The organism is Sphingomonas sp. Leaf231, assembly GCF_001421995.1.
In the GTDB taxonomy this organism is placed as follows: Bacteria; Pseudomonadota; Alphaproteobacteria; order Sphingomonadales; family Sphingomonadaceae; genus Sphingomonas.
Genome location: NZ_LMLS01000003.1, coordinates 372,708 through 398,869, shown reverse-complemented (window position 1 = coordinate 398,869; position 26,162 = coordinate 372,708). Strand labels below are relative to the sequence as shown.

Genomic DNA, 26,162 nt, shown 5'->3' with positions numbered 1-26,162 from the left:
GGCACTTCCCCCTTCCTACCTTCCGGTAGGTCGTGGCCAGCACCCTGTCCCTGCTACAACCACCGCGGCACCGGATCTCCCAGCCCGCCGCTGCGGTGAACAGGCCTCTAAGCGGGTCTCCGGATTCGGTCAAGCGATTCGGTGACACTTTTTTTGCGGGAATGCGTCGATTGCGTTGATCGAGGTCACAAGCGGGAACGGCGTCCGCCCGCAAGCCATTGGTCACGCTCCCCCAATCAGGAGCCGCCGTATGACCGACCACCCCACCCCGCCCTACCCCGAACAGCAACAATCGATGCCCGGATCGACGGAGGCGATGAACCCGCGACCCGACCATGGCGAGGAAAGCTACGTCGGGCATGGTCGTCTGAGCGACCGCAAGACGCTGGTCACCGGCGGGGATAGCGGCATCGGCCGTGCCGTGGCGCTCGCCTTCGCGCGGGAGGGCGCCGACGTCGCCATCGCCTACCTGAGCGAACATGAGGATGCGGAGGAGACGAAGCGGCTGGTCGAGGCGGCGGGGCGGCAGGCATTGCTCATCCCCGGCGACATCAGCGATCCGGCCCATGCCCGCTCGGTGGTCGCGCAGACGGTGGATGCGTTCGGGCGGATCGACGTACTGGTCAACAATGCCGCGCATCAGGCGACCTTCCAGAAGCTGACCGACATTTCGGACGAGGAATGGCAGCTGACCTTCGCGGTGAACATGCACGCGATGTTCTACCTGTCGAAGGCCGCCGTGCCGCACATGCGCGAGGGGGCGTCGATCATCAACACCACGTCGATCAACGCCGAGAACCCGAACCAGCAACTGCTCGCCTATGCGACGACCAAGGGCGCGATCCACAATTTCACCGCCGGGCTGGCGCAGATGCTGGCGGAACAGAAGATCCGCGTGAACGCGGTCGCCCCGGGGCCGGTGTGGACGCCGCTGATCCCGTCGACGATGCCGGCCGAAAAAGTGAAGAGCTTCGGCGAAAACACGCCGCTGGGCCGCGCCGCGCAGCCGGCGGAACTCGCGCCGCCCTATGTCATGCTTGCCAGCGACGAAGCGAGCTACATCACCGGCGCGACGATCCCGGTGACCGGCGGGCGTCCGTTCCTCTGACACGTCCGGAGGCGTCCCGGCGCGTCGCGCGCGCCGGACGCTTCTGCTATCGACGCCCGCCATGTCGATCCGCTTCCTGATCTGGGCGTTGCTCCTGCTGACGCCGCTACCACTCGCCGCGCAAGCGCCCGCCGATACCGCCGCCACGCGGCTGGCCCGCGCAGAGGCCGATGTCCGCGCAGTGGATCGTGCGCTGGACCTGCGTCTCGACGACGATCGTCGGGATGCCTTGCGCGAGCGGATCATCGCCGCGCGCGTGGCCGCCACCGCCGCCACCGCCGATCTTGCCGAACAGCTTGCGCTGGTCGACGCGCGTCTCGCCGGACTCGGCCCGGCCGGTGCCGCCGAGGCCGACGACCTGCGTCTTCAGCGCCAGCGACTTGCCCGACAGCATACCGCCTTGGATTCAGGCGTGAAACGCGGCAGATTGCTCGGGGTAGAGGCGCAGCAGCTCGCCGACGAACTCGATCAGGGCGTCGCCGAACGTTTCAATCAGACGATCACCGCGCGCAGCCCGTCGCCGATCGCGCCGGGGTTCTGGATCGCCGTGGTCCAGTCGCTGCCCCGCGACGTTCGCCGCGCCGAGGGCTATGTCGGGAGCGGCCTGACCGCGATCGCGCGGGAGGGTGCGAACGCCACGCCATGGCCGGCATTGCTCGGGCTGCTCGCCGCACTGGCGATCGCCGGGCCGGGGCGCAGCGCGGCGTTGCGATTCGGCCGGCGCTTTCTGATCGAGGATGCGCCCGGCCACCGCGTCCGCCGCTCCGCCGCGGCGTTGTGGCGGGTGCTGGTCGGCACGCTGGCGCCATTCCTGGCGGTGGTGTTGCTGACCGCCGGGCTCCGCTGGGCGGGGCTGCTGCCCGCCGGATGGGACGCGATCACGGACGCGCTGACCGTCGCAACTACCTACGCCTGTTTCGCCTCGGCGGTGATCGCCGCGCTGCTGATGCGTGGCCAGCCCAGCTGGCGGGTGGCGCCGATCGCTGACGATGTCGCCGCCGAGCTGCGCCCCTATGGCTGGCTGCTCGCCGCGATCGCCTTCGTCAGCTACATGCTGGAGGCGCTCAATACCGCCATCGGCACCAGTGCCGCGGCGCAGGGTGCGACGCATGTCGCGGAGATCATCCTCCACCTCGCCCTGCTCGCCGGCGCATTGCTGGCGCTGGGGCGGCTGCGTGCGAACCGTGCCGAAGAGGACGAGGCCGCACCGGCGCGTACCGGATTGGGTGCGGTGGCGCTGCTCGCATGGCTGCTGGCGCTGGCCACCCTGCTCGCGCTGTTGCTCGGCTTCCTCGGCTTCGCGCTGTTCGTGATGCAACTGATCGGGTGGAGCGTCGTGCTGGCGTCCGCGACCTATCTGCTGATGGCCGCGGCCGACGACATGGCGGTCACGCTGTTCACCCGCGACAGCACGTTGGGGCGCGCCATCTCGCGCGGGCTGGGGTTGCGCGGCGCGGTGATCGACCAGTTCGGGGTGCTGCTGTCGGGCGTCTCGCGCCTGACGCTGGGCCTGTTCGCGCTCGGGCTTTTCTTCGTGCCGTTCGGCGCGGGGGGCGGTATCGCGACGCTGGTCGCGCGGCTCGGCCTGCTGGCGCAGGGCGTGCAGGTCGGCGGCATTGCGGTGTCGCCCGGGGCGATCGTGCGCGGCGTCGCGGTGCTGTTCATCGGGCTGGCGCTGGTGCGCGCATTCCGCCGCTGGCTGGAGGAGAAATACCTGCCCGCCACCGATCTCGACGGTTCGGCGCGCAATTCGGTCGGGCTTGTCGCGCGGTACGTCGGCATCGCGCTGGCGGTGATCTGGTCGCTGGCGTCGCTGGGGATCGGGGTGGAACGGATCGCGCTGCTGCTGTCGGCGCTGTCGGTCGGCATCGGCTTCGGCCTGCAGGCGATCACGTCCAACTTCGTTTCCGGGCTGATCCTGCTGGCGGAACGTCCGATCAAGATCGGCGACTGGATCCGCGTCGGCACCGACGAGGGCGACGTGAAGCGGATCAGCGTGCGCTCCACCGAGATCGCGCTGGCCGACCATTCGACGCTGATCGTCCCCAATTCGGAACTCATCACCAAGTCGGTGCTCAACAAGACGCTTGCCGGGCCGCTCGGGCGCATCCAGATCCAGTTCGCGGTCCCGCTGGAGGTGGACGCCGACCGGGTCAGCGCGATCGTCGCCGAAGCCTTCGCCGCCGAACCTGCGGTACTCGACGATCCGAAGTCCGCGGTGTTCATCGATTCGATCGCTGATGGTCGCATCTTCTTCAATTGTTTCGCGCACGTCGCCTCGCCCCGCGCCGCCTATGGTGCGCGCAGTGCGATCCTCACCGTCCTGCTGCGACGTTTCCGCGACGAGGACATCGATATCGGCACCGTGCCGCAGCGCATGGAGCTGGTCGGTCGGCCGCCCGATCCCATTCCGGGATGACGATCGTGCCTTGATCGCGCCCGCACACGATCGCATCGCCGCCCCGCACTGGATCGCGGCGCGCGCGACGCTATCGTGCGCGCGCTTCATGAACCGCTTTCGTCTTCCCGCCTCGCACCGGCTGCTCGCCGCCTTCTCGGTCGCCCATGCCGGGGCGGTGATCGGCTATCTGCCGCTGCTGTCGCTGCTGTTGCCGATCCGTATCGACCAGCTGGCGGGCGCGGCACGGATCGGCTGGCTGACCGTCGCGGTCACTGTCGGCGCGGTGGTCGCCAGTTCGGCCAACGTGCTGTTCGGCTGGCTCAGCGACCGCTCGATCGCGGCCGGTGGCGGGCGGCGGCGATGGATCGCCGGCGGCGCGATCGGACTGGCGCTCAGCTACGTTGCCATCGCAGTTGCCGACCGTCCCGTGACGCTGGTGGCGGCGGTGCTGCTGTTCCAGATCGCGATCAACGCCATCCTCGCGCCGATGATGGCGATCATGGCCGACGAGATACCCGAGGCGCAGCGTGGTCTGGCCAGCGGGCTGTTCGCGATCGGCCCGCCCGCCGCGGGCGCGGTGTCGGCGCTGCTGGTCGCCGCGCCGGCGCTGGGCCGATCCACACAGCTCGCGCTGGTGGCCGGGCTGGCGATCATCACCTTGCTGCCGCTGCTGCGGGTACGCGGCCCAGCGGTGGTGGCGGAACGGGCGACGCCGACCGTCGACGCGCCGCACGATCTGCTGGTCGCCAGCATCGCACGCCTGCTGGTGCAGGTCGCGGGCAGTGCCTTGTCGCTCTACCTGCTCTATTATTTCCAGAGCGTCGCGCCCGCTACCGCTCCCGCCACGCTGGCCACCCGGGTCGGCACCTTGCTGACGATCAGCTACATCCTGCCGCTGCCCGTCGCGGTGCTGGCCGGCCGACTGTCCGATCGCGCCGCGCATCGCACCCCGTTCCTGATCGGCGCCGCGGTGATCGCTGCGGCGGGACTGTTGGCGATGGCGACGGATACGCATCCTGCGGTCGGGGCGATCGGTTTCGTGATCTATGCGGTCGCCGCCGCGGTGTTCCTGACGCTGCATTCGGCGCTCTCGATCAGATTGCTCCCCGATCCGCGCCATCGCGGACGCGACCTCGGGCTCATCAATCTCGCCAACACACTTCCCGCCCTGCTCGGCCCGCTGCTCACCTGGACGCTGGCGACCCCGCAGGATTTTACGATCCTGCTGCTCGTGCTGGCGGCGCTGACGATGCTGGGCGGGCTGGCGATCGTCCCGCTGCGCCGACGTCCACTCGCATCATCGCGGGCATGATACACCGGAACGCCGGACGAGCGTCCATTTCGGCGCCTGGGCATCCCGCGAAATCGACCGGGGTAACCTGATAACACCGCGATCCGGGGACGGCCGATCGGATCCGGACTGGATCAGCGTTCAGCGCTTCACGGATGCCGGACGGCTCGCCAGACCAATGAAGATTATCCATCGGTCCGCACGAACCGCGCGATCGATCGATCGGATTGCTCCATCCACCCGGCATGGCGCGTAGCGCAGCAATCCAGCAATCCGCGCGACGGCCCGAATTGCCTCGCTGCGCTTGCATAGCGGCGCTGGCAGGAAGCCGGCGGAATGTCGATCCCGCCTAGCCGGACAGCGCCTCGACCAGCGCCTGCACCTTGCGTTGCCGCCATTGCGGGGTCGGTGCGACCAGCCAGTATCCGCCGCGCGACGGTTGCGCAGCGCCGACCACCACCACCCGTCCGGCGGCAATGTCGCGCGCCGCCAACATCTCGGGCACTGTCGCGCGCCCCAGCCCTGCCGCCGCCGCGTCGATCGCCAGCCCGGCATCGCCGACCCGTACCAGCGCCGCGCCATCGACCTCCGGAGCACCCGGCCACAGGATCCCCGCCTCGGACCCGTCGTGCGCCCGCGCGACCGTCACCAATCCCTCGCTCTCGATCGCCTCGCCCTCGTGCGCGCCGGGTCCCTCGCCCCAGCGGATCGCCAGATCGAGGTTCGCCTCGGTGAAATCCATGCCCTCGTCCGCCGCGACCAGTGCGAAGCGCAGGTCCGGGTCGGCGGCCGCGATCCGTGCCAGCCGTGGCAACAGCCATTTTTCGGTCACGTCGCGGGGGGCGGCGATCGTCAGCGACTTGGACGATTGCCCCGCCTGCATCGCGCGCACCGCTTCCTCGAACTCCAGGAACGCCTGCCGCAGCGGCGCCAGCCCCGCCTCGCCCTCCGGGGTCAGTTCCAAGCCCTTGGTCGTGCGCCGGAACAACACGACGCCCAACGTATCCTCCAGCGCGCGGATCTGTTGCCCGACCGCCGCCGGGGTCACCGCCAGTTCGTCCGCGGCGCGCGTGAACGACAGGTGGCGCGCGGCGGCGTCCAGCACGCGCAGCCCGTTCAGCGGCAGGTGGGTACGCTTCACCGTGCTACTCCGCCTCGGCCGGTGCCATCAGCGTGAAGCGCGGAATCGCCACCTCGAACGTCCGCCCGTCCGCCGCCACCATCCGGTAACTGCCTTGCATCGATCCGTTCGGTGTCGCCAGCGGACAGCCGGAGACATAATCATAGCTCGCGCCCGGCTGGATCACCGGCTGCTCGCCGACCACACCCTCCCCTTCGACGGTGTGGCGTGCGCCGCGCCCGTCGGTGATGATCCAGTGGCGGGTCAGCAACTGCACCGGCGTATCGCCGCCATTCTCGATGCGGATGTGATAGGCCCAGAACCAGCGCCCGCGCCCCGGCTCCGACTGTTCGGCCAGATAGCTGACGGAGACGCGCACGGTCACCGTTTCGGTGGTCGCGGCGTCGGGGAACAATGCCCCCATGCCCGCGCCCGGCGTCACAGCCCGACCTGCCCCAATGCGCGGTCCAGATCGTCGATCAGGTCCTGTGGATCCTCAAGCCCGACGTTCAGCCGCAACAGACCCTCGGTCACGCCCATCTCCGCACGCGCCTCCGCCGACACGCCGTAATGCGTGGTGGAGGCCGGATGCGTCATCAAAGACCGCGAATCGCCGATGTTGTTCGATATGTCGATCAATTCCAGCGCGTTGAGCAACGCATGCGCCTGCGTCCGGTCGGCGACCTCGAACGCGAAGATCCCGCCCGCCGCTACCATCTGCGACATCGCCAGTTCGTACTGCGGATGGCTCGGCAATCCCGGATGCAGGATGCGCGGCACCCGCGCCTCCAGAAAACGTCCGACGGCCAGCGCGTTGTCGGACTGACGGCGGATGCGCAGGTCCAGCGTCTCCAGCCCCTTCAGCACCACCCAGGCGTTGAACGCGCTCAGCGTCGGGCCGGTGTTGCGCGTGAAGGGCAACAGCGTGTTGTTGATGAAGTCGGTCGTGCCGCACACCGCGCCCGCCAGCACCCGGCCCTGTCCGTCCATCATCTTGGTGGCGGAATAGGCGGTCACGTCCGCGCCGAAATCCATCGGCCGCTGCAACGCGGGCGTGGCGAAGGCATTGTCGACCACGCTGGTGATCCCGCGCTCGCGCGCGATCCCGCATACCGCCTTCAGGTCGACGACATCCATCGTCGGATTGGCCGGCGTCTCGAAGAAGAAGACTTTCGTATTGGCGCGCACCGCATCCTCGAACGCCTGCGGATCGCGCGCGTCGACGGTGGTCGTCTGGATACCGAATTTGGGCAGCAGGGTATCGACCAGCCAGCGGCACGAACCGAACGCCGCCCGGCCGGCGACGACATGGTCGCCCTGCTGCAACTGGCACAGCAGCACCGCGGTCATCGCCGCCATGCCGGTCGCCATCGTCCGGCACGCTTCCGCACCTTCCAGCAAGGCGATCCGCTCTTCCAGCATCTCGACGGTCGGGTTCTGCAACCGCGAATAGGTCATGCCGGTCTGTTCGCCCGCAAAGCGCGCCGCGGCGTCCTCCGCCCGGTCGTAGCAATAGCCGGACGTCAGGAACAACGCCTCCGACGTCTCGCCATATTCCGATCGCGCCGTGCCCCCGCGTACCGCCAGCGTGGCGGGCCGCCAGTGTTGCGTGATCGATCGATCCTGTCCGCTGTGCCGCTTCATGCCGGACGCTTTGCCCCCGGCGGACGGGCAGAACAAGGGGGCAGCAATGTTAAAGCGCCTTGTCGGCACCGGTGCGGGGCGGCACGGTGCCGCATCGGCCGTGGGCGGCGGACAGCGGGGGAACGGGATAGTGCAAGTCGGACGAAAGCTGCCGTACCCGCGCGCGCTGGCGCTGCTGGTTGCGATCCTGTCCGAACTGATCTTCCTCTTCCGCCTGTCCGTCCCTGCCAAGCCGGTGTTCGACGAAGTCCATTATCTGCCCGCCGCGCGCACGCTGCTCGCGTTGACCGGGCCGACAAATATCGAACACCCGCTGCTCGCCAAGGAGCTGATCGCGTTCGGTATCCACCTGTTCGGCGACACGCCGTTCGGCTGGCGCATCGCCGCGACGCTGGCGGGCAGCGCCACCGTCGCGGCGGTGTTCGCGCTCACCCATCTCCTGACCGGACGGCTGCGCCCGGCACTGCTGGCCACCGCGCTCGCCCTGCTCGGCTTCACGGTCTACATCCAGGCGCGGATCGCGATGCTCGACACCTTCATGGTCGCGTTCCTCCTGTGGGGCATCGTCCTGCTCGCCGCCAGCGCCCGCGACGGCAGCGTGGCGCGGTGGAGCGCGGGCAGCGTGCTGCTCGGCCTCGCCACCGCCTGCAAATGGGCCGCGGCCCCTTATGTCGCCGCGGCGGGCGTCACCTTCCTGCTGCTGCGCCGCCGTCGTTGGCAACGACGGTGGCCGGGGCTGCGCACGGTGCCCGCGCTCGCGCTGCTCGGCGGACTGTCGGTCGCAGCCTATTTCCTGACGTTCGCCCCCGCCTTCTTCTATACGAACGATCCGCTGACGCTGACCGGCCTGCCGCATTTCCAATGGGATATGTACCAGCGCCAGACTCAGCGGCTACCCGCGCACACCTACCAATCGACATGGTGGACATGGCCGCTCCTGCTCCGCCCGATCTGGTACCTCTACGAACCCGTCGACGGGGCACAGCGCGGCATCCTGCTGCTCGGCAATCCGGCGGTGATGTGGGGCGGGCTGGTCGCGATCCTCGCGCTGTACCGGGGCTGGGTGAAGACCGGTGCGCTCCGGCTACTCGCCCCCGCGGCGTTGTGGACCTTCTCGGTGGCGATCTTCGCGATCATCCCCAAGTCGCTCGGCTTCTATTATTATTATTATCCGGCCAGCGTCCTGCTGTGCATCGCCATCGCGGTCGCGCTCGACCACTGGCGCACCGCGATCGGGCGCTGGGCGGAACTATACCTGCTGCTGGTGTTCGCGCTGTGGCTTTATTTCCTGCCGGTGCTCACCGCCGCGCCGCTCGCCAACCCGGCCGCTTTCCACCGCTGGACGTGGTTTCCCGGCTGGGTGTGATCCTCAGCGATACCGCCCCCACGTGAACCGCGACGACAGCGCGTAATTCCACACCGCGCCCACCAGCACGCCCAGCAACGCCGACGCCGCCCACGCCCCCTGCCGCACGTCGTGCAGGAACGCCGCGACGCCGACGTTCGCCACCGCGCCCACCGAACACACCAGACAGAACGCCACCCACCCGTCCAGCAGCGCACGCGCGCCGCGCAACCGCCGGTCGCGATACGTCAGCGCATTGTTCAGGAAGAAGTTGAACGTCATCGCCGCAAAGGTCGCGACGATCTGCCCGGTCAGGAACGCCAGCCCGGCGGCGACGTAGAACAACGCCAGCACGCTCATGTGGATGCCTGCGCCCAGCGCGCCGATCGCGGAGAACATTGCGAACCGCACCGGCACGATGCGCCCCAGCCGCCGGTCGTACAGCGCGATCAGATATTCCATCGCCACGACGTGATCCAGCTTGCTCTCGCCGACCGCACGGCTGCGGAACACGTAGGGAAGTTCGACGAAGCGCAATGGTCGCGTACTGGCGCTCATGATGTCGAGCAGGATCTTGAACCCGATTCCGCCCAGCTTGGGCACCAGCCCGCGCAGCACGTCGGCCCGGATCGCGAAGAACCCGCTCATCGGGTCGCTCAGCCGGGTACCCAGCACCAGTGCCGCGATCCGCGTCGCCAGCGCCGATTTCGCCACCCGGTCGCGGTCCCACTCCCCGGTTCCGCCCCCGGCCACGAACCGCGATCCGATCGCCAGGTCCAGGGCCGGATCGTCGCGCAACGCCGCCGCCATGCGCGGCAGCAGCGTCTCGTCATGCTGAAGATCGCCGTCCATCACCGCGACGATCGGTGCGGCGGTCGCGCACATCCCCTCGATACACGCCGTCGACAAACCGCGTCGCCCGATCCGCTGGATCACCCGCACGCGCGGGTCGACCAGCGCCAGTTCGCGCGCCACCCGCGCGGTGCCGTCCGGGCTGTCGTCGTCGACGAACACCACTTCCCAGTTCAGCCCGGTCAGCGCCGAATCCAGCCGCGCCACCACCGTCGCGACATTGCCCCGCTCGTTGAACGTCGGAACGACGACGGCAAGGTCGAGCATCAGCCGGATACCGCATCGCAGCCGGCGCACCCGCGCGGTCGCGCCACCCCAAGCGACCCGACCGTCATCGCGCGCGCAGCAAACCCAGCCATGGTCGGCCGCACCGCGCCCCGGATCGCTGCCTGGCTGCGCCCGCCACGACCTACAGCGCCGCCAGCACCGCGTCGCCCATCGCCCGCGTCGTCGCATCGCCGCCCATGTCGGGCGTCCGTGCACCGGTGCCCAGCGCGGCGGCCACCGCCACCTCGATCCGGTCTGCCGCCGCACCCTGATCCAGCGAGTGGCGCAACATCATCGCCGCCGACAGGATCGCCGCGCAGGGATTGGCCTTGCCCTGCCCGGCGATGTCCGGCGCGGAGCCGTGGATCGGTTCGTACAGCCCCTTGCCCGCCGCATCCAGCGACGCCGACGGCAACATCCCGATCGACCCCACGCACATGCTCGCCTGATCCGACAGGATGTCGCCGAACAGGTTGCCGGTCACGATCGTGTCGAACGCACCGGGATTGCGCACCAGCTGCATCGCGGCATTGTCGACGTACATATGCGTCAGCTCGACCGACGGGTATTCCGCCGCGACCTCGATCACCACGTCGCGCCACAATTGCGACGTTTCCAGCACATTGGCCTTGTCGACCGAACACAATCTGCCGCGCCGTTTCGCCGCGGTCCTGAAGCCGACATGCGCGATGCGCCGCACCTCGTCCTCGTCGTAGCGCATCAGGTCGTGCCCCTCGCGCAGCCCCGCCTCGGTCGTCCGCCGGCCCTTCGCCCCGAAATAGACGTCGCCGTTCAACTCGCGCACGATCACCAGATCGATCGCCCGCGCTACCTCGGGCTTCAGCGTGGAGGCATCCTCCAGCCCCGCGAACATTTTGGCCGGGCGCAGGTTGGCGAACGTCTGCAAGTGCTTGCGCAGACCCAGGATCGCCTGCTCCGGTCGCAACGTCCGCTCCAGCGTGTCGAACTCGGGATCGCCGACCGCACCGAACAGCACCGCGTCGGCGCGCTTGGCCAATGCCAGCGTGTCGTCGGGCAGCGGATGGCCGCTGGCCCGGTATCCCGCGCCGCCGACGGGTGCCTCCTCGAACGCCAGCTCCAGATCGAGTGCGTCGAGCACGCGGCGCGCCTCCGCGGTCACTTCGGGGCCGATCCCGTCGCCGGGCAGAATCGCGATAAGCTTGGTGCTGGTCATGCCTGCCCGCATGGCGCGGGCACGCCGCTCACGCAACCGCCCTCTGCAACCGCGCCATCAACCGCTCGCGCGCGGCCAGCGGGTCGCGGCGGCGATCGATCAACACGTCCCGTGTCAGGAAATGCCCGGTCAGCGCCAGCGCGGACAGCACGTCGGGCCATTCCGCCGGTCCGCCATCGATCAGGAACGCCGGCAACGCGAACAGCCGCGCCTCATATCCCGCCGCCGCCTCGCGGCTGACCGCCGCGCCGCTTTTCGGGCTGACGAACGCCAGATCGTCGCTCGCCCCGGTCGACACACACGCCGACAGGTCCAGCCCGAACCCCAGTTCGGCGAGCAACAGCAATTCGTACCGCGCCATGCTCCCCGCCCAGCCGCGCGCGCTCGGCGCTGCCTCGATCGCGTCGAACACCCCCGACAGGGCGTCGAACAACCGCGGGAACGGCTGCGCCTCCGGCAAGGCGGCGGTGGTCAGCGCCGCCAGCCAGGCCAGCGCCGCGGCGGGCAGCGCGGCATGGTGGAGCGCCGCCCGGCTGTGCAGCAACTCGGGGGTCAGCGCCGCCAGTTGTTCGTCGGTCCGCGCCCGCCATGCGCCGCGGATCATGTTGCCGGGTTGCAGTACGGGGCGCAGCCGCCGTGCATGGCCGCCGCGCACGTAACCCGGCTGCACCCCGTCCACCCGCGTCAACGCCCGCGCAACCGCGCCATGTTCGCCATGCGCGCGCACCGACAGCACGATGGCGTCGGCGATCAGGTGCACCGGTTGACGCCGACGTCAGCACGCGCGCCGGTCATCTCATTTCGCATGGTAGAAATCGTACACCTGCTGCGCCACCGCCGCGCTCACCCCCGGTGCCTTGCGCAGATCCTCAAGCGAAGCGTTGCGTACCGCGCGCCCGGTGCCGAACTGCATCAACAACGCCTTCTTGCGCGCCGGGCCGATCCCCGGCACCTCATCCAGCGGGCTGGCCCCGATCGCCTTCGCCCGCTTCGCGCGGTGCGCGCCGATCGCGAAGCGGTGCACCTCGTCGCGCAGTCTTTGCAGGTAGAACAGCAGCGGCGAATTGACCGGCAGCGTCAGTTCGCGCCCGTCCATCAGGTGGAACACCTCGCGGCCCTCGCGGCCGTGGTGCGGCCCCTTCGCGACGCCGACCAGGCACACGTCCTCGATGCCCAGATCCTCCAGCACCGCCTTCGCGGCGTTCAGCTGCCCGCGCCCGCCGTCCAGCAACACCAGATCGGGCCACGTCGCACCGTCGCGATCCGGGTCCTCTTCCAGCGCGCGGGCGAAACGCCGCGTCAGCACCTCGCGCATCATCGCATAATCGTCGTCGGTCGCCGCCTGCTTGATGTTGAACTTGCGATACTGCCCTTTGCGAAAGCCTTCGGGGCCCGCGACCACCATCGCGCCCAGCGCATGCGTGCCCTGGATGTGACTGTTGTCGTACACCTCGATCCGGTCGGGCGAGTCGCCCAGTTCGAACAGGTCCGCCAATTCGCGGTGCAACCGCGCCTGCGTGGTGCTTTCCGCCAGCCGCCGCTCCAGCGCCTCCCTGGCATTGCGCGTCGCCTGATCCAGCAGGCCGCGCCGCACCCCGCGTTGCGGCACGGTCAATTCCACCTTCCGCCCGGCCTGCTCGGAAAGCGCCTGCATCAGCACCTCGGCATCGGGCAAAACCCGGTCGATCAGGATCGTCCGCGCCGGCGGCACTTCCTCGTAGAATTGCATCATGAACTGGGTCAGCACCTCGTCTTCCGGCACATCGACGGTATGCGCGGGGAAGAAGCTGCGGTGGCCCCAGTTCTGCCCGCCGCGGATGAAGAACGCCTCGATCCCGATCAGTCCCTCGTGCGACGCCAGCGCGAAGATGTCGGCGTCGCCCACCCCCTCGGCGTTGATGAACTGCGACCCCTGGATGAAGGTCAGCGCCTTCAACCGGTCGCGCAGGATCGCCGCCAGCTCGAAGTCCATGTTGGCGGCGGCCGCCTCCATCTGCGCACCCAGCTTGGCCTGCACGTCGGTCGCCTTGCCGGCGAGGAACTTCTTGGAATCGGACACCAGCTCGGCATAGCCGGCGGCGTCGATCCGACCGACGCACGGCGCGGAGCAACGCTTGATCTGGTACAGCAGGCACGGGCGATCGCGCGTCTTGAAGAAGCCGTCGGTGCACGATCGCAGCAGGAACAGCTTCTGCAACGCGTTCAGCGTGTTGTTGACGCTCCCGGCGCTGGCGAACGGCCCGTAATAATCGCCCTTGGCGCGCCGCGCGCCGCGATGCTTCTGGATGCGCGGGAACTCGTGATCGGCGCGCAACAGGATGAACGGGAACGATTTATCGTCGCGCAACAGCACGTTGTACGCCGGACGATAGCGCTTGATCAGCTGCGCTTCGAGCAGCAGCGCCTCGGCCTCGTTGTTGGTCGTCACGATCGTCATCGACCGCGTCTGCGCCACCATCCGCTGCAACCGCTTCGACAGCCGCTCGACCTGCACGTAATTGCCGACGCGGTTCTTCAGCGCGCGTGCCTTGCCGACGTACAGCACATCGCCCTTGGCGTCGTGCATCCGGTAGACCCCCGGCTTCAATGGCAGCGTTTTCAGAACGTTACGGATCGCCGCGACTCCGCCTTGCAGGTCGGGCGCTTCCGCCCCGCGAATGGCGTAGGTCGCCTTTTCCTCGTTGAACCGGTCGGGGGGGCCGTAGCTGCCTGTCATCCCCCGCGATCTAGGAAGTGCGGGGGTGAGGGGCAACTGGGTCGCACACGCTGGTGGTCGTCACCGCGAAGTGCCCGGCCCGGCGGCAACGCCGATGGAGGACGCTCGGGCCGGGTCGGTTGCGTGCCCGGCGGAGCGCCTCCCCCGCCCGTCGCGCCGCATCTGACCGCGCGCGCCACTTCTACTGCGGTCGGGGATTGGCAGGCCCCGGATCGAGTCCGGGGCAGCTGTCAGCTGCGACGTGCGCTGACACCGTTCGGACGCTCATGACGCCCCGCGTGGCGACCGGACCCGCCAGTCGCCACCCTCGCCGCGCTGTCCTACAAACGCCGACGCATGGTACGATCGGCGACATGGCCGCCCCCGCGCCCGTTCCGCCCATCGCTGCCGCTCGCCACGTCGCCGCCCCTGTGTCCGACGCCGACGTGGTGTGATCTTTGTCAACTTCCACGCCGCACGCGGCCGAACCGCCGTGTCCGCTTACTTGCCGCCCGCCTTTACCCAGTCGGCGATCTTCCGCTCCAGCACCGGCATCGGCAGCGCGCCCGTATCCAGCACCTGTGCATGGAACCGCCGCGGATCGAACCGCGCGCCCAGCTTCGCCTGCGCATCCGCTTTCAACCGCGAGATCGTCAGCTGCCCGATCTTGTACGCCAGCGCCTGTCCGGGGATCGCGATATACCGCTCCACCTCGGCGGTCGCATCGGTGCGCGACATCGGCGAATTGGCGAGCATGTAATCGATCGCCTTGTCGCGCCCCCAGCCCTTGGCATGGATGCCGGTGTCGACCACCAGCCGCATCGCGCGCAGCATCTCGTCGTTCAGCCCGCCCATCCGCTGATAGGGGTCGGTTTCCATTCCCAGCTGCGGCCACAGGGTTTCGGCATACAGCGCCCAGCCCTCGACATAGGCGGTGTTCCCGCCGAACCGCATGAACGCGGGCAGCGCCTCATCCTCCTGCGCCAGGCTGATCTGGAAATGATGTCCCGGCACCGCCTCGTGCAGGTAAAGCGTCTCCATCTCCCACATGTAGCGGGTCGGCAGGTCGTAGGTGTTGTAGTAGAACACGCCCGGCCGCGTCCCGTCCGGCGTACCCGCCTGATAGGAGCCGCCTGCGTCGGTCTTCTCCTTGAAGGCCGGCACCGGGCGAATCTCCAGCCGGGTCCTGGGGATCAGCGAGAATTGTTCGCGCACCCGCTGGTCGACCCGCCGTCCGATCGCCTCATACCCCTCGCGCAGCTGCGCCGCGGACGCGGGCTGGAACTGCTTGCCGGTGCGAAGGAAGGTGAAGAACTCGCCCAGCGTGCCCTTGAACCCGACCTTCGCTTTCTGCGCCTCCATCTCGCGCGTGATTCGCGCAACCTCGGCCAGGCCCAGCTTGTGCACCGCATCGGCCTTCAGCGGCAGCGTCGTGTTCGACTCGATCAGATAGTCGTACAGTTTCGCGCCGCCCGGCATCGCCGACAGGCCGACGCTGTCGCGGGCCGCCGGCAGATAGTCGTTCTGCAGGAAATCGCGCAGCCGTTTCTGCACCGGGTTCAGCACCTCGCCGATCTGGCGCATATAGGCGACGCGCAACCGCACGCGATCCGCCTCCCCGATCGCATCCGGGAACGTCTTGACCGGGCCATAGAAGGGCGATTGCTCCGCCCCGCCCGCCAGCAGGCCGTCCAGTTGCGCGATCATGTTGCGGACGACCAGCTTTGGCTGAACCACCCCGGTCTTCATTCCCTCGCGGAACCGCGCGATCGCCGCTTCGACCTGCGCGGCATATTGCGCGTTGCGCTTCAGGTTGTTGTCGTAATCGGCCACGGTCCTGAACGGTGCCGCGCCCTGCCCCGATGCCAGTTCGGGATAGAAAGTGTGCAGCCCATAGAAGTGGTCGAGCGGCCGGACGAGCGTCACGGCCAGCAGATCGGGAGCAAAGCCGCGCTCGTTCAGTTCCGCTTGCTGCCTGAACACGTCATAGGCGATGCGGTCCACCGACGTCAGCGTTGCTCGGTCGATCGCCGCCAGCGCCGCCAGGTCGTGCCGCGTAGCCGCCAACTCGTCGGCCACATGCTGATCGGAGAAGAAATCGCCGAGCTGGTCGGCATAGCGCATGTCCCCGCGGAACAATGCCTGCACCGGGTTCCGGCGCAAGCTCGCTTCGTCGCTGTCATGGAACAGCGCGCGCAGCCGGGCGTCGGCCCGGTCGGGGGTTGCAGCGGGGTTAGGCTGGCCGGGTGCCTGCGCGATCGCCGGGACGGCGACGGAGGCCAGCAACAGCGTGGTGAGCAACGTCAGGCGCATGATCGGACTTCCTTGCTGGCCGGCAGCGGGGAAGCGGAACGCCGACGGCCGGGAACGGGTGTCGGAGAAAGGGCCGGCGACAGGCAATCTGCCCGCGACCGACCCGAAGAAAGAAGCCTAGTTCAGGCGACCGACGCCAACGATCGCGCGATCCACCAGCGTACGGTCCGCGTCGGCACCGTGGCGCTCCGCGATCAGCGCCGCCGCGGCGGTGGCGGCAGCCTCGGCAGTGCGCGCACGGACCTCGGCGATCGCGCTGCGCTCGGCTGCGGCGATCTTGTCCTCGGCCATGCGCGTGCGACGTTCCATCAGCACCTCGGTGTCGTGCTTGGCCTTGTTGACGATCTCGGCAGCCTCGTGACGCGCATTTTCGCGCATCTTCGCGGCATCCGCCTCGGCACCACGCGCGCGGGCGGCATACTCGTCGCGCAGCCCCTCCGCCTCCTTGCGGAGCGCGGCGGCCTCGTCGAGCTGATGGCGGATCTCGGCGATACGCTTGTCCAGCATCGCGCCGATCGCCGCCGGGACCTTCCACACGACCATGCCGATCAACACGACCAGGGCGGCGACGCCGACCCAGCCGGTATCGTTCAGGCCCAGTGCGGTCGGCGCGGCGTGCGACTCCCCGTCGCCCGCGCTCGTCCCGGCGTGGATGCCGCTGCCGTTCGCCATATCCTGATGCTCGAGCGGCTGCGCCTCGATATCCCTGGCGATGGTGGAGGTAGGATTAGCCATGGTTGAGTTGCCTGCGGACCGCCTCGTTGGCGACCTCGGAAGGGATGACCACCCCGGACAGCCGCTGCACCAGTTCCTGGGCCGCTTCCGCCGCGATCGTCTGTACGTTGACCATCGCCGCCGCCTTGGCGTTACCGATGGCCATGTCATGATGTGCGATGCGCTCCGCCAGATCGGCATCCGCGCTACGCAGCTGCGTCTCGGCAGCCGCAGTCGCCTGCGCCTTGGCGGCGGCGACTTCGGCCTGTGCCGCGGCGCGGGCCAGGTCCATGTCGGCGTTCCATGCCGCTTCGGTCCGGTCGGCCTCGACCCGCGCCGCTTCGGCGGTGGCGAGATCCTGCGCGATCTGCGATTCGCGCAGCTCCATCACGCCCTGCACCCGGGGCACCATCATCTTGCCGATCCCGAAATACAGGATGCCGAAGGTGATGAGCAGCCAGAAGAACTGCGAGGCGTAGGTGGCGGCGATCTGACTGATTTGCGGCATGCCGGTCCCTATGACTGGTCGTCGTCACTGCTGGTCCGGCCCACCCTGGGGCGGGCCGGGCAAGCGGCTTACTGTGCGACGAACACCAGGATGATCATCGTCACGAAGGCGAGCAGACCGAGAAGCTCCGCACCGGCGAAGCCGATGAACAGGCGGCCCTGCTGGCCGTCGGCGGCACCCGGGTTACGCAGCGCGCCTTCGAGGAAGGCGGCGAACACGTTGCCCACGCCCAGCGCGGCAATGCCCATGCCGATCGCAGCGAGACCGGCGCCGAGCAGCTTGGCGGCGTTTGCGTCCATGGTAATAACTCCCGTTGTAATTCAGTGGTGGAAACGAAACTCAGTGCAGATTGACCGCGTCGTTCAGGTAGACGCTGGTCAACAATGCGAAAACGTACGCCTGGATCGCCGCGACCAGCAGCTCCAGCAGCGTGATGCCGATCATCAGCACGAAGCTGGGCAGCGACACGATTGCGATATAGCCCGGCCCGAGATTGATGCCGTTGATGACGAACGCCGCCAGCACTTTCAGCAGGATGTGCCCCGCGGTCATCGCGACGAACAGTCGCAGACCCAGCGAGAACGGACGAACCAGGAAGCTCAGCAGCTCGACGACGAAGATCAGCGGGATCATCGCCACCGGCGTGCCATGCGGCACGAACAGGCTGAAGAAGTGGAAGCCGTGCTTGCCGAAGCCGACGATCAGCACGATGCCGAAGCTGATGACCGCCAGCACGCCGGTGACGGTCAGGTGGCTGGTGATCGTGAACGGGTGCCAACCCGGCACGATGCCGACCGGCATCAGACCCAGGATGTTGGCGAACAGGATGAACATGAACAGCGAGAAGACGTAGGGGACGAAGCGCTTGCCCTCCGGCCCGACGTTCGAGATCAGCATGTTCTGGACGAAGCCGGTGAAACCCTCCACCGCCGCCTGCCAGCGGCCGGGCACCAGCTCGCGCTTCATCCCGCCCAGCATGAACAGCCACAGCGCCACCAGCGTGATGACCATCCACAGCGCCGAATTGGTGAACGACAGATCGTAGCCGCCCACGATCCAGGTCCGACCGAGCACGGGCTCGATCAGGAACTGGTGCATCGGATCGATCTTGCCGCCTTCTGCCGCCACTGCCGGGTTCCCGCTCTTACATGCGTCAAGCGCCCGGATCGCCCGGACGCTTGCTCGTCAACCGAATGATTTGCCTGAACGCCACCCCGATTCCAAGGAACAGCATGACGATCAGTCCCCACGGTGCGGTGCCGAGCCAGCGGTCGAAAAGCCAGCCGATCAGCGCCGATCCGACAAGACTTCCGATCAGGGCGGCCAGTACGCGATTGCCGAGCGAGTAGCCCGCATCCGCATCGTCGTGCACCGTTCCCTGCCGAACCGCTTCGTCCCGGCGCGCCTGCTTCAGTCGTTGATCGAGCTGAGTCAGGCGCGGGTCGTCCGCGTCGTGGAAATCCCGTCCGGAACCGTTCTCCGCCACGCAGCCACCCTCACCCTGGTTTTTTCTCGCCGGGGACACGGATGCGCGCAAGCGGCGAGCAGCCCCGCCAAGGCAGGGTCCGGTTAGACGGGGGGTCCGGAGGTGTCAACATCGCATGAACATCGCCCCGGAATCACACCGGCAAACGCCCGCGTTCCCATGGCGGCACTCGACTGCCCACCGGCGCGGTGGCTACGCCGCCTACACACACCGCGGATCGCGGCGCGGCGCGCCATCGCCGCGTGTTTCCCAACTGCCGTCCGGCGTGCGATACTTCTCGCCGGGCCGGGTCTGCGCGACCAGATTGCACCCGCTGGTGAACGCCAGCTGCTCGACCGTCGCGCCGGAGGCTTGCGCCTTTTGCGTATAGGCCGACTTGCGCTGGATATTGATGTTGCTGACCAGCGCACGCAGCGCCGCCGAGCCGCCGCCGACGACGCCCAGGTAGCCATCGGGCTGCTCCCCCACCTCGCCAGCTGCCCGCGCTGCGGCATAGGCGGGATCGCGCTGCGCCACAGCGGCGGTCGATGTCGCAACCGCGGCCAGCGCGGCGATCAGGGAAAGGCTCTTCATACGCATGGCTTAGAAAATCCCCGGATTCTGCTGGATCAGCGACTTGGCTTCGTTGTCGAGGCGGTAGACCACCTCCTGCGTCACATTGATGTTGAGGTTGATCTGGATCGGCTTGTCGGGGGCGGAGATGTTCACGCATCCTCCCACGCTGCCGGCCAGCATCAACACCGTCGTCGGTATCAAGGTCGTGAGGCGCATCGCGTTCGTCAATCCTGTTGCGGTCATGGCACCTTCTCGCTTGCGGGCGGCTGAACGCCCGATTTCCGGTTCTGCTCGTCGATCAGCGCCTGGAGATTGCGCTTCACCAGTCGCTGCGGGTCATAGAAGCTGGCGGCCGAATCGATCAGCCCGCGGAACGGTGCGCGGATGGTGATGTTGAACTGGATCGGCAGCCGGGTCAGCCGGCGCAGCAGGAAGTTGCTCTTCGCGCCCTCGCCTTGCCTGATGCCGGTGAAGCGCACCCCCGTCACCATCTCGCCCGCCAGCGGCCCGTCCATCTGGACCTCCAGGCTGCGGTACGTAAGCGAGCGCAGCGACTGGAAGGCGAGATTGCCCCAGACGCCAAGGTCGCGCTCGGTCAACTCACCCAGATACGCGATCGACCCGCCACCGGGCCTTGCGGTCAGCCGCCCGCCCGCGATTCGCCCGCCGGTCTTGTCGAAGATCATCGGCAACACGCCATCGAACGTGCCGGTGGCGTTCAGGTTCTTGAAGTCGAACTGCTGAAGGAACTGTCCTGCCTGCATCGCCTCGACCCGGAAGGTCATGCGCCGTGCCGCTTCGGAGTCGAAATCGAGCACCGTGGGCTCAAGCGTCAGCGCGCCACCTGCAAACGGCCAGCGTCCGCTATCCACCTGAACGCGCAATTCCGGCAGCAGGCGATAAACGATCCGTCCGTCGGTGACCGGAATGCCCGGATTGATCGAGGCGACCGTCGCCACCTGCGCAGGGGCGCTGACCAGCCCGAGCAGGTCGGTGAAGCGGATCGTCCCCGCCAGCCCCTGAACCGGGCCGACTGCCGCCGCCAGGTCGACCCCGTCGGTGGAAAAGGTGCCGCTGCTAGACACGCGCTGCGTACTCCAGCCGATCTCGCCCGTACCGCGCACCGTCCCGCGGACCTCCGCGATCACGCCGTACGTCAGCCCCGTGAGCAGATTGGGCTGAAACTTGTCGGTAAAGCCAATTCCCGGCACCACCAGCCGCGCTTGGCCAGTGCCGCTGGACAGCAGATGGTCGATCGCCACGCTGGCAACCGCAGTGTCGGTGGTCGGCTCGACCAGTTCGCCGGTGGCGCGGATCGCGCTCCCCGCCAGCGCGAACACCACGTCACGCACCGCCATCCGCTCGAATCGCGGCGAGGCGGCGGTATCCGCAACGCGCAAGGCTCCACCGAGCGTCAGCCGCCCGTCCGCGAACCGCCACGTCCCGTCCCCGCCGCTCATCACCAGCGGCACGCTGCCGATCTGGCCGCCCGCGCCGGCGAAGCTTCCGTCCACGCCGCCGCCGTTCAGCCGGCCTGCCAGCTGCGCCACGTCGATCCGCGTCTCACGCCCCGCCGCCCCGATCCGCGCCGCCACGTCGTGCAGCGCGAAACGGCCCGCATCGAGCGACAGCGTGCCGCCGCCGCTCGAAATGCTCAACGACGATCCGCCCAGCGTGCCCGTCAGCCGGGTCGCGTCCAGCCGCGCCGCGCCCTTCACCCTGGCGTCCGCCACCTCCACCAGCGCCCGGCCGGTCGGACACAGGCGCAGCGTGCTCCGCCCCAGCGACAGGCTGGAGATCGCGAGCCTTGCGAAGGCTACGGGCGTGCAGCCGGTGTTGACCCGCAACTGCCCGCGCCTGTCCCACAACGCCGCGATCGGCGCACGCAGCTGCTCGACCCGCCCGTCGGCGAGCGGCCCGCTCAACGTCGCAGTCGTCGCGATCCGCGTGGGTCCGCCGCCCGCAGTGGTGAACCGCACCGGCGTCAGCGTGATCGCCGCGCCGCCCCGCGCATAACGCCGCACGATCGCCTCGCCGCTGATGGGCGCAGCCGGCGCCGCCTGCGCGAGCCGAACCTCCGCACCCGGCAGCCCGCCGCCCTTGACCGTCAGGCGACCGGCGACCTGCATGCCGGCCGGATGCCCGATCGTGATCGCGCCATCGTCCAGCGTCAGGCGCGCTCCGCTGGCCGCCGTGATCGTCCCGCGCTCTATCGTCACCAGCGGCGGGTCGCCGGTCGCCAACGCCAGTTCCGCCACCACCCGCATGTCGCGCGCCGCACGGGCCGCGTCGCGGGTCGCACCCGCGATCAGCGGCGCGGCCGGCGAGCCCGCCGCCGCCTCGCCCAGCGCCTCGACCCGGCGCAGCAGCGGCGCGGCCACCCCCACGTGATCCGCCACCAGCCGCCCCGCCATCGTCGCGCGTCCGCCGTCCAGCCGCCACTGCCCCGTCAGCACCGTCGCGCCCGCCCGCGCCGGAGTCGCCTGCACCCCCGCCAACCTTACCGTCGCCACTCCGGTGGTGCGCCCGGCATCTCCGCGGAACCGGATCGAGCCGTCCGGCCGATCGAAGCGGGCATCTCCCGCTTTCACCCGCGCGGCGGCCACCTGCGCGCGTCCGAACCAGCGATCCAGCGCCGGCGAAAGGCCCACGTCGAGATCGCCACTCAGCACGCTGCCCCGCACCTGCCCGCATGCGATCGCCGCACCCTTGACCGGCCCGGCCAGCCGCGGTGCCGTGGCCGTGATCCGGACTGCCACATCGGCCGACAGCTGCTCGATCCGACATCCCGGCCACGCCAGCAACGGCGCTTGCGCCGCCACGCGGCCGCGGAACCCGTCGTTCAGCGGCCCGCGCCCGCTCACCCGCAACATCGTCGCGCCATAAGGCGTGGCCAGCGATATGCGCGCATCGGCGACGTCCACGTCGATCGCAGGAAGCGCGAACGGCCCACCGGTCGACACCGGCAACAGCCGGTCGATCGCTCCCAGCGACACGCGCCCATCACGAAGCCGCGCTGCGATCCGGACATGGCCGGCCCGCAAGGCGATCAGCCTGGCCCCGGACAGGCCGACATCGGTGTGCGTCTCGACCCAGTCCGCGGTCAGATCGGGATGGGCGGGGTCGCCGATCACGACATCGGTCAACCGCTGCCGGCCCAGCCCGAGATCCTCGATATGATAGCGCGCGACCACGCCGTTGCGCGCCAGTTCGCGGTCGATGAATCGCGTTGCGATCGGCACGCGCGACAGCCACAGCCCGCCGCCTGCGGCCAGCGCCAGGACGGACGTCGCCACCGCGATCCGCCGACCCGCGCCGCTCACGCCCGGTTCTTCCGCTGCTGTGCTGCGTCGTTCATGTCGGCGGGGTCATAGGGCACAGCCCGCTGCGGGCGCAATTGCGCCTCGATCCGAACCGACCTACCCCGTGCGCGATGGCCGCCGACAAGGACATGCGTGCGCAGGACGCAAAAGGGCACCGCGCCCGTTTGCGTGCGCGGCTGCTCGCCGATCCCGCCGGGTTGCTCGACCACGAATTGGTCGAGTACCTGCTGGCCCTTGCCATTCCGCGGCAGGATACCAAGCCGCTCGCCAAGGCGTTGCTGCGTGAATTCGGCGGGCTGCCGGGGTTGCTGAACGCCGATCCGGACGCGCTGGCGCGGGTGGCCGGCATGGGCGAGACAAGTGCCGCGGCGATCCGCATCGCCCACGCCACCGCGATTCGGCTGGTCCAGGCCCGCACGCGCGAGGCGCCGATCCTGTCGAACTGGCAGGCGCTCGCCGATTACCTCCATGCCGACATGGCGCACGACATGGTGGAACGATTCCGCGTGCTCCACCTCAACACCCGCAACATGCTGGTTCGCGACGAGGTGATGGCCCGCGGGACGATTGACGAGGCGGCGGTGCATGTGCGCGAAGTAATCAAGCGCGCGCTGGAGGTCGGCTCCGCCGCGCTGATCCTGGTCCATAACCATCCGTCGGGCGATCCGTCGCCCAGCCGTGCCGACATCGACATCACCCGCACGATCGTCGCCGCGGGCAAGCCGCTGAATATCGCGGTACACGATCACCTGATCGTCGGTTTGAACGGCCAGGTCAGCCTGCGCGCGAAAGGGTTGATCTAGACGGGTCCGGCGTCCGGGCCTTCAGGAGGTGGCGGACGAACGGTCATATGCCGATCCGCCACGCCCCCGGGCCGCTCACGGCAGCAGGAACACACCCTCGATCGTGGTGACGCAATCGCCGCGCAACACCACCCGCGCGCCCTCTACGCGGCAGCCGATCCGCCCACCGCGCGCGCTCGCCTGAAACGCCGTGAAAGTGTCGCGCCCCAGCCGCGTCGCCCAATAGGGCGCGATGACGGCATGCGCGGCACCCGTCACCGGATCCTCGGCGATGCCATAGGCGGGGGTGAAGGCGCGGCTGACGATGTCCGTCGCATCTCCCGGCGCGGTGACGATCACCAGCAACGGCCCCTCCTGCGCCAGCGCATGCTGATCGGGCGTGCACGCGCGCACCGCCGCCTCGTCCGCCAGCACCGCCACCGCATAGCCGCCGTCGTGCCACAAGGTCGCGACGGGATCGACGCCCAGCGCCGCGACCACGCCGGGCAATGCACGCGGCGACGGCGGCAGCGCGGGGAGCGCCAACGCATAACCAGCGCCGTCCCGCGTCACATCCAGCTCCCCCGACCGGCGCGTGCGGAATCGCACTCCGGCGCGGTCGGGATCGGACGACAGCACGACGTGCCCGCTTGCAAGTGTACCGTGGCCGCACAACGCGATCTCCGCTGCCGGCGTGAACCACCGCAACTCGTAATCGGCCTCCCCATTCGGATCGGGGACCAGGAAGGCGGTTTCCGACAGGTTGTTCTCCTGCGCGATCGCCAGCAGCACGGTATCGTCCGGCCACGTCGCCAGCGGCATCACGGCGGCGGGATTGCCCGCGAACGCGCGGTCGGCGAACGCGTCGACCTGGGTGAAGGGGATGCGCATCGCCACCGGCTCCTTACAGGCGCTTGGAAAACCAGTGCGGCAGCGCATCGGCCTCGACCAGCGGATTGTCGGTATCGACATGTCCCTCCGGGTCGAGGTGGATCAGCGTCTCGACCCGCGGAAAGGTTTCGCGAAGCGCGATCTCGACCCGCTCGACGATCTCATGCGCGTTGCGGATGGTCAGGTCGGGATCGACCTCCATGTGGAATTGCGCGAAATCGTGGCTGCCGGCGCGGCGCGTGCGGAAATCATGGATGCCACGGATACCCGGCTGGCGCGCGGCAACCTCCATGAAGGCTGCTCGCTGCTGTTCCGGCCACTCCTTGTCCATCAGCATGTCGATCGCCTGGCTCGACGCCTGGAACGCGCCCCATGCCAGCCACAGCGCGATGGCGATGCCGAACACCGGGTCGGCACCCGACAGCCCGACATATTGATCGAGCACCAACGCCGCGATCACCGCGACGTTCAGCAGCATGTCCGACTGATAATGGACGTTGTCCGCCATGATGGCGACCGAACCGGTTTGCCGGATGATGCTGCGCTGATAGGCGAGCAGCGCGAAGGTCGCGACCATTGCCGCCACCGACACGCCGATTCCCAGCCCGGCGTCTTCGTTGGGAACGGGATCGGAAAAGCGGCGGATCGCCTGCACCGCGATCCCGATCGCCGACGCGGTGATCAGCACGACCTGGAACAGCGCCGCCAACGCTTCCGCCTTGCCATGGCCGAACCGATGATCGTGGTCCGCGGGTTCGGCGGCCAGCTTTACGCCGTACAGCGTCACCAGGCTGGCGAGCAGGTCCAGCCCGGTATCGGCGACGCTGCCCAGCATTGCGACCGACCCGGTGTGCCATGCGGCATAGCCCTTCACCAGCAACAGCACGCACGCCATCGCCACGCTGGCGAGCGCGGCGCGCAACGCCAGCGGAATGACGCGGCGGCGTTCGTCGCGGGTCACGGGAACAGCAATCCTTCGTCCCACCCCTCCACGGAGCGGGTGAACAGCCGACGCTCGTGAAGCCGGTGTGCACGATCCTGCCAGAACTCGATCCGGTCGGGTACCACGCGATAGCCGCCCCAATGCGGCGGGCGCGGCACGTCCTGCCCATCGAATCGGGTCTGCATCGCCGCGAACCGCGCCTCGAACGTGGCGCGATCGTCAAGCGGGCGCGACTGGTCGGACGCCCAGGCGCCCAGCCGCGAGTCGCGGCCGCGGCTGGCGAAATACGCGTCGCTTTCCGCATCGCTGGCCAGCGCCACCGCACCCTCGACCCGGATCTGGCGGCGCAACGACTTCCAGTGGAAGAGCAACGCCGCATGTGCATTATCGGTGAGGTCATCGGCCTTACGGCTGTCGCGATTGGTGTAGAACACGAAGCCGTCGGCACCGTGGCCCTTCAACAACACCATGCGGGATGAAGGACGGCCCCGCGCATCGGCGGTGGAGAGCGCCATTGCGTTGGGATCGTTCGGTTCGCTCGCCTGCGCCTCGGCAAACCAGCTGTCGAACAGCGCGAAGGGATCGTCGGCCATGCGCGCATCCTACTGCGATCCTTCGCGCACGTCATCCGTTGTCGTCCACCCGATCGTCCAGGCGTCACACGCTTCGACGATCGCGTGCGAAGCCGGCGGAACTCCCGCTGCGCCGGATGATTGAATCGCCTTCGCA

24 protein-coding genes are annotated in these 26,162 nt (G+C 68.7%); 5 read left to right on the top strand and 19 right to left on the bottom strand.

All coding sequences use genetic code 11. The features are described 5' to 3' along the window. Window positions 1-250: 250 nt before the first annotated feature. The 3 genes from ASE95_RS13050 (at window position 251) to ASE95_RS13040 (ending at window position 4,821) form a co-directional block, all read left to right on the top strand. Window positions 251-1,108, top strand: coding sequence for an SDR family oxidoreductase (locus ASE95_RS13050; RefSeq protein ID WP_056636815.1), 858 nt, complete (start codon window positions 251-253; stop codon window positions 1,106-1,108). A 61-nt stretch (window positions 1,109-1,169) separates the two neighbouring features. Next, window positions 1,170-3,527: a DUF3772 domain-containing protein gene (locus ASE95_RS13045; RefSeq protein ID WP_056636813.1), complete on the top strand. Its 2,358-nt coding sequence runs from the start codon at window positions 1,170-1,172 to the stop codon at window positions 3,525-3,527. 10 nt (window positions 3,528-3,537) lie between these two features. Beyond that, entirely contained in the window at window positions 3,538-4,821 is a 1,284-nt protein-coding gene (locus ASE95_RS13040; RefSeq protein ID WP_235528316.1) for an MFS transporter, read from the top strand. A 328-nt stretch (window positions 4,822-5,149) separates the two neighbouring features. Here the strand turns inward: ASE95_RS13040 and ASE95_RS13035 are convergent, their stop codons facing one another. The 3 genes from ASE95_RS13035 to ASE95_RS13025 are packed head-to-tail and all read right to left on the bottom strand — an operon-like array spanning window position 5,150 to window position 7,564. Further along, entirely contained in the window at window positions 5,150-5,941 is a 792-nt protein-coding gene (locus ASE95_RS13035; RefSeq protein ID WP_056636811.1) for a LysR family transcriptional regulator, read from the bottom strand. 4 nt (window positions 5,942-5,945) lie between these two features. Next, complete coding sequence (gene apaG / locus ASE95_RS13030; protein ID WP_056636982.1) at window positions 5,946-6,344, bottom strand: Co2+/Mg2+ efflux protein ApaG; 399 nt, start codon at window positions 6,342-6,344, stop codon at window positions 5,946-5,948. A 14-nt stretch (window positions 6,345-6,358) separates the two neighbouring features. Beyond that, window positions 6,359-7,564, bottom strand: coding sequence for a trans-sulfuration enzyme family protein (locus tag ASE95_RS13025; protein WP_056636809.1), 1,206 nt, complete (start codon window positions 7,562-7,564; stop codon window positions 6,359-6,361). 46 nt (window positions 7,565-7,610) lie between these two features. Here ASE95_RS13025 and ASE95_RS13020 point away from each other — a divergent pair, with 46 nt between their 5' ends. Further along, window positions 7,611-8,930: a glycosyltransferase family 39 protein gene (locus ASE95_RS13020; RefSeq protein WP_082450124.1), complete on the top strand. Its 1,320-nt coding sequence runs from the start codon at window positions 7,611-7,613 to the stop codon at window positions 8,928-8,930. Window positions 8,931-8,933: 3 nt separating this feature from the next. Here the strand turns inward: ASE95_RS13020 and ASE95_RS13015 are convergent, their stop codons facing one another. From ASE95_RS13015 to ASE95_RS12955, 13 genes are all read right to left on the bottom strand, one after another. Further along, window positions 8,934-10,028, bottom strand: coding sequence for a glycosyltransferase (locus ASE95_RS13015; protein ID WP_056636976.1), 1,095 nt, complete (start codon window positions 10,026-10,028; stop codon window positions 8,934-8,936). Window positions 10,029-10,170: 142 nt separating this feature from the next. Continuing rightward, window positions 10,171-11,223, bottom strand: a complete 1,053-nt coding sequence (leuB, locus tag ASE95_RS13010) for a 3-isopropylmalate dehydrogenase (protein ID WP_056636806.1) — start codon at window positions 11,221-11,223, stop codon at window positions 10,171-10,173. Window positions 11,224-11,251: 28 nt separating this feature from the next. Continuing rightward, window positions 11,252-11,983, bottom strand: a complete 732-nt coding sequence (gene recO / locus ASE95_RS13005; RefSeq protein WP_056636804.1) for a DNA repair protein RecO — start codon at window positions 11,981-11,983, stop codon at window positions 11,252-11,254. Window positions 11,984-12,019: 36 nt separating this feature from the next. Beyond that, window positions 12,020-13,939, bottom strand: a complete 1,920-nt coding sequence (uvrC, locus tag ASE95_RS13000) for an excinuclease ABC subunit UvrC (protein WP_056636802.1) — start codon at window positions 13,937-13,939, stop codon at window positions 12,020-12,022. Window positions 13,940-14,419: 480 nt separating this feature from the next. Further along, window positions 14,420-16,231 (bottom strand): DUF885 domain-containing protein, encoded by a 1,812-nt coding sequence (locus ASE95_RS12995; protein ID WP_056636800.1) that lies wholly within the window; start codon window positions 16,229-16,231, stop codon window positions 14,420-14,422. 117 nt (window positions 16,232-16,348) lie between these two features. After that, window positions 16,349-16,966: a F0F1 ATP synthase subunit B family protein gene (locus tag ASE95_RS12990; protein ID WP_056636798.1), complete on the bottom strand. Its 618-nt coding sequence runs from the start codon at window positions 16,964-16,966 to the stop codon at window positions 16,349-16,351. Further along, entirely contained in the window at window positions 16,959-17,453 is a 495-nt protein-coding gene (locus ASE95_RS12985) for a F0F1 ATP synthase subunit B family protein (RefSeq protein ID WP_056636796.1), read from the bottom strand. Before ASE95_RS12985 ends, ASE95_RS12990 begins: the two co-directional genes overlap by 8 nt. A gap of 68 nt (window positions 17,454-17,521) precedes the next feature. Then, window positions 17,522-17,752, bottom strand: coding sequence for a F0F1 ATP synthase subunit C (locus tag ASE95_RS12980; RefSeq protein WP_022685247.1), 231 nt, complete (start codon window positions 17,750-17,752; stop codon window positions 17,522-17,524). A gap of 40 nt (window positions 17,753-17,792) precedes the next feature. Beyond that, window positions 17,793-18,581, bottom strand: coding sequence for a F0F1 ATP synthase subunit A (locus tag ASE95_RS12975; RefSeq protein ID WP_056636794.1), 789 nt, complete (start codon window positions 18,579-18,581; stop codon window positions 17,793-17,795). Window positions 18,582-18,606: 25 nt separating this feature from the next. Beyond that, entirely contained in the window at window positions 18,607-18,939 is a 333-nt protein-coding gene (locus ASE95_RS12970; RefSeq protein WP_056636792.1) for an AtpZ/AtpI family protein, read from the bottom strand. A gap of 201 nt (window positions 18,940-19,140) precedes the next feature. Further along, a complete protein-coding gene (locus ASE95_RS12965) occupies window positions 19,141-19,512 on the bottom strand; it encodes a YdbL family protein (RefSeq protein ID WP_056636972.1) in 372 nt (123 codons plus the stop codon). A 9-nt stretch (window positions 19,513-19,521) separates the two neighbouring features. Then, on the bottom strand, window positions 19,522-19,710 hold the full coding sequence (locus ASE95_RS12960; RefSeq protein ID WP_056636968.1) for a YnbE family lipoprotein: 189 nt from the start codon (window positions 19,708-19,710) through the stop codon (window positions 19,522-19,524). A gap of 23 nt (window positions 19,711-19,733) precedes the next feature. After that, window positions 19,734-22,817 (bottom strand): intermembrane phospholipid transport protein YdbH family protein, encoded by a 3,084-nt coding sequence (locus ASE95_RS12955; protein ID WP_056636789.1) that lies wholly within the window; start codon window positions 22,815-22,817, stop codon window positions 19,734-19,736. Between the two features lie 110 nt (window positions 22,818-22,927). Here ASE95_RS12955 and radC point away from each other — a divergent pair, with 110 nt between their 5' ends. After that, window positions 22,928-23,620, top strand: a complete 693-nt coding sequence (radC, locus tag ASE95_RS12950) for a RadC family protein (RefSeq protein WP_056636788.1) — start codon at window positions 22,928-22,930, stop codon at window positions 23,618-23,620. 75 nt (window positions 23,621-23,695) lie between these two features. Here the strand turns inward: radC and ASE95_RS12945 are convergent, their stop codons facing one another. From ASE95_RS12945 to pdxH, 3 genes are read right to left on the bottom strand one after another with little or no spacing between them, the layout of a single operon-like run. Next, a complete protein-coding gene (locus ASE95_RS12945) occupies window positions 23,696-24,490 on the bottom strand; it encodes a PhzF family phenazine biosynthesis protein (RefSeq protein WP_056636786.1) in 795 nt (264 codons plus the stop codon). A gap of 13 nt (window positions 24,491-24,503) precedes the next feature. Then, entirely contained in the window at window positions 24,504-25,451 is a 948-nt protein-coding gene (locus ASE95_RS12940) for a cation diffusion facilitator family transporter (protein ID WP_056636784.1), read from the bottom strand. After that, a complete protein-coding gene (gene pdxH, locus ASE95_RS12935) occupies window positions 25,448-26,026 on the bottom strand; it encodes a pyridoxamine 5'-phosphate oxidase (RefSeq protein ID WP_056636782.1) in 579 nt (192 codons plus the stop codon). Before pdxH ends, ASE95_RS12940 begins: the two co-directional genes overlap by 4 nt. Window positions 26,027-26,162 lie beyond the last annotated feature (136 nt).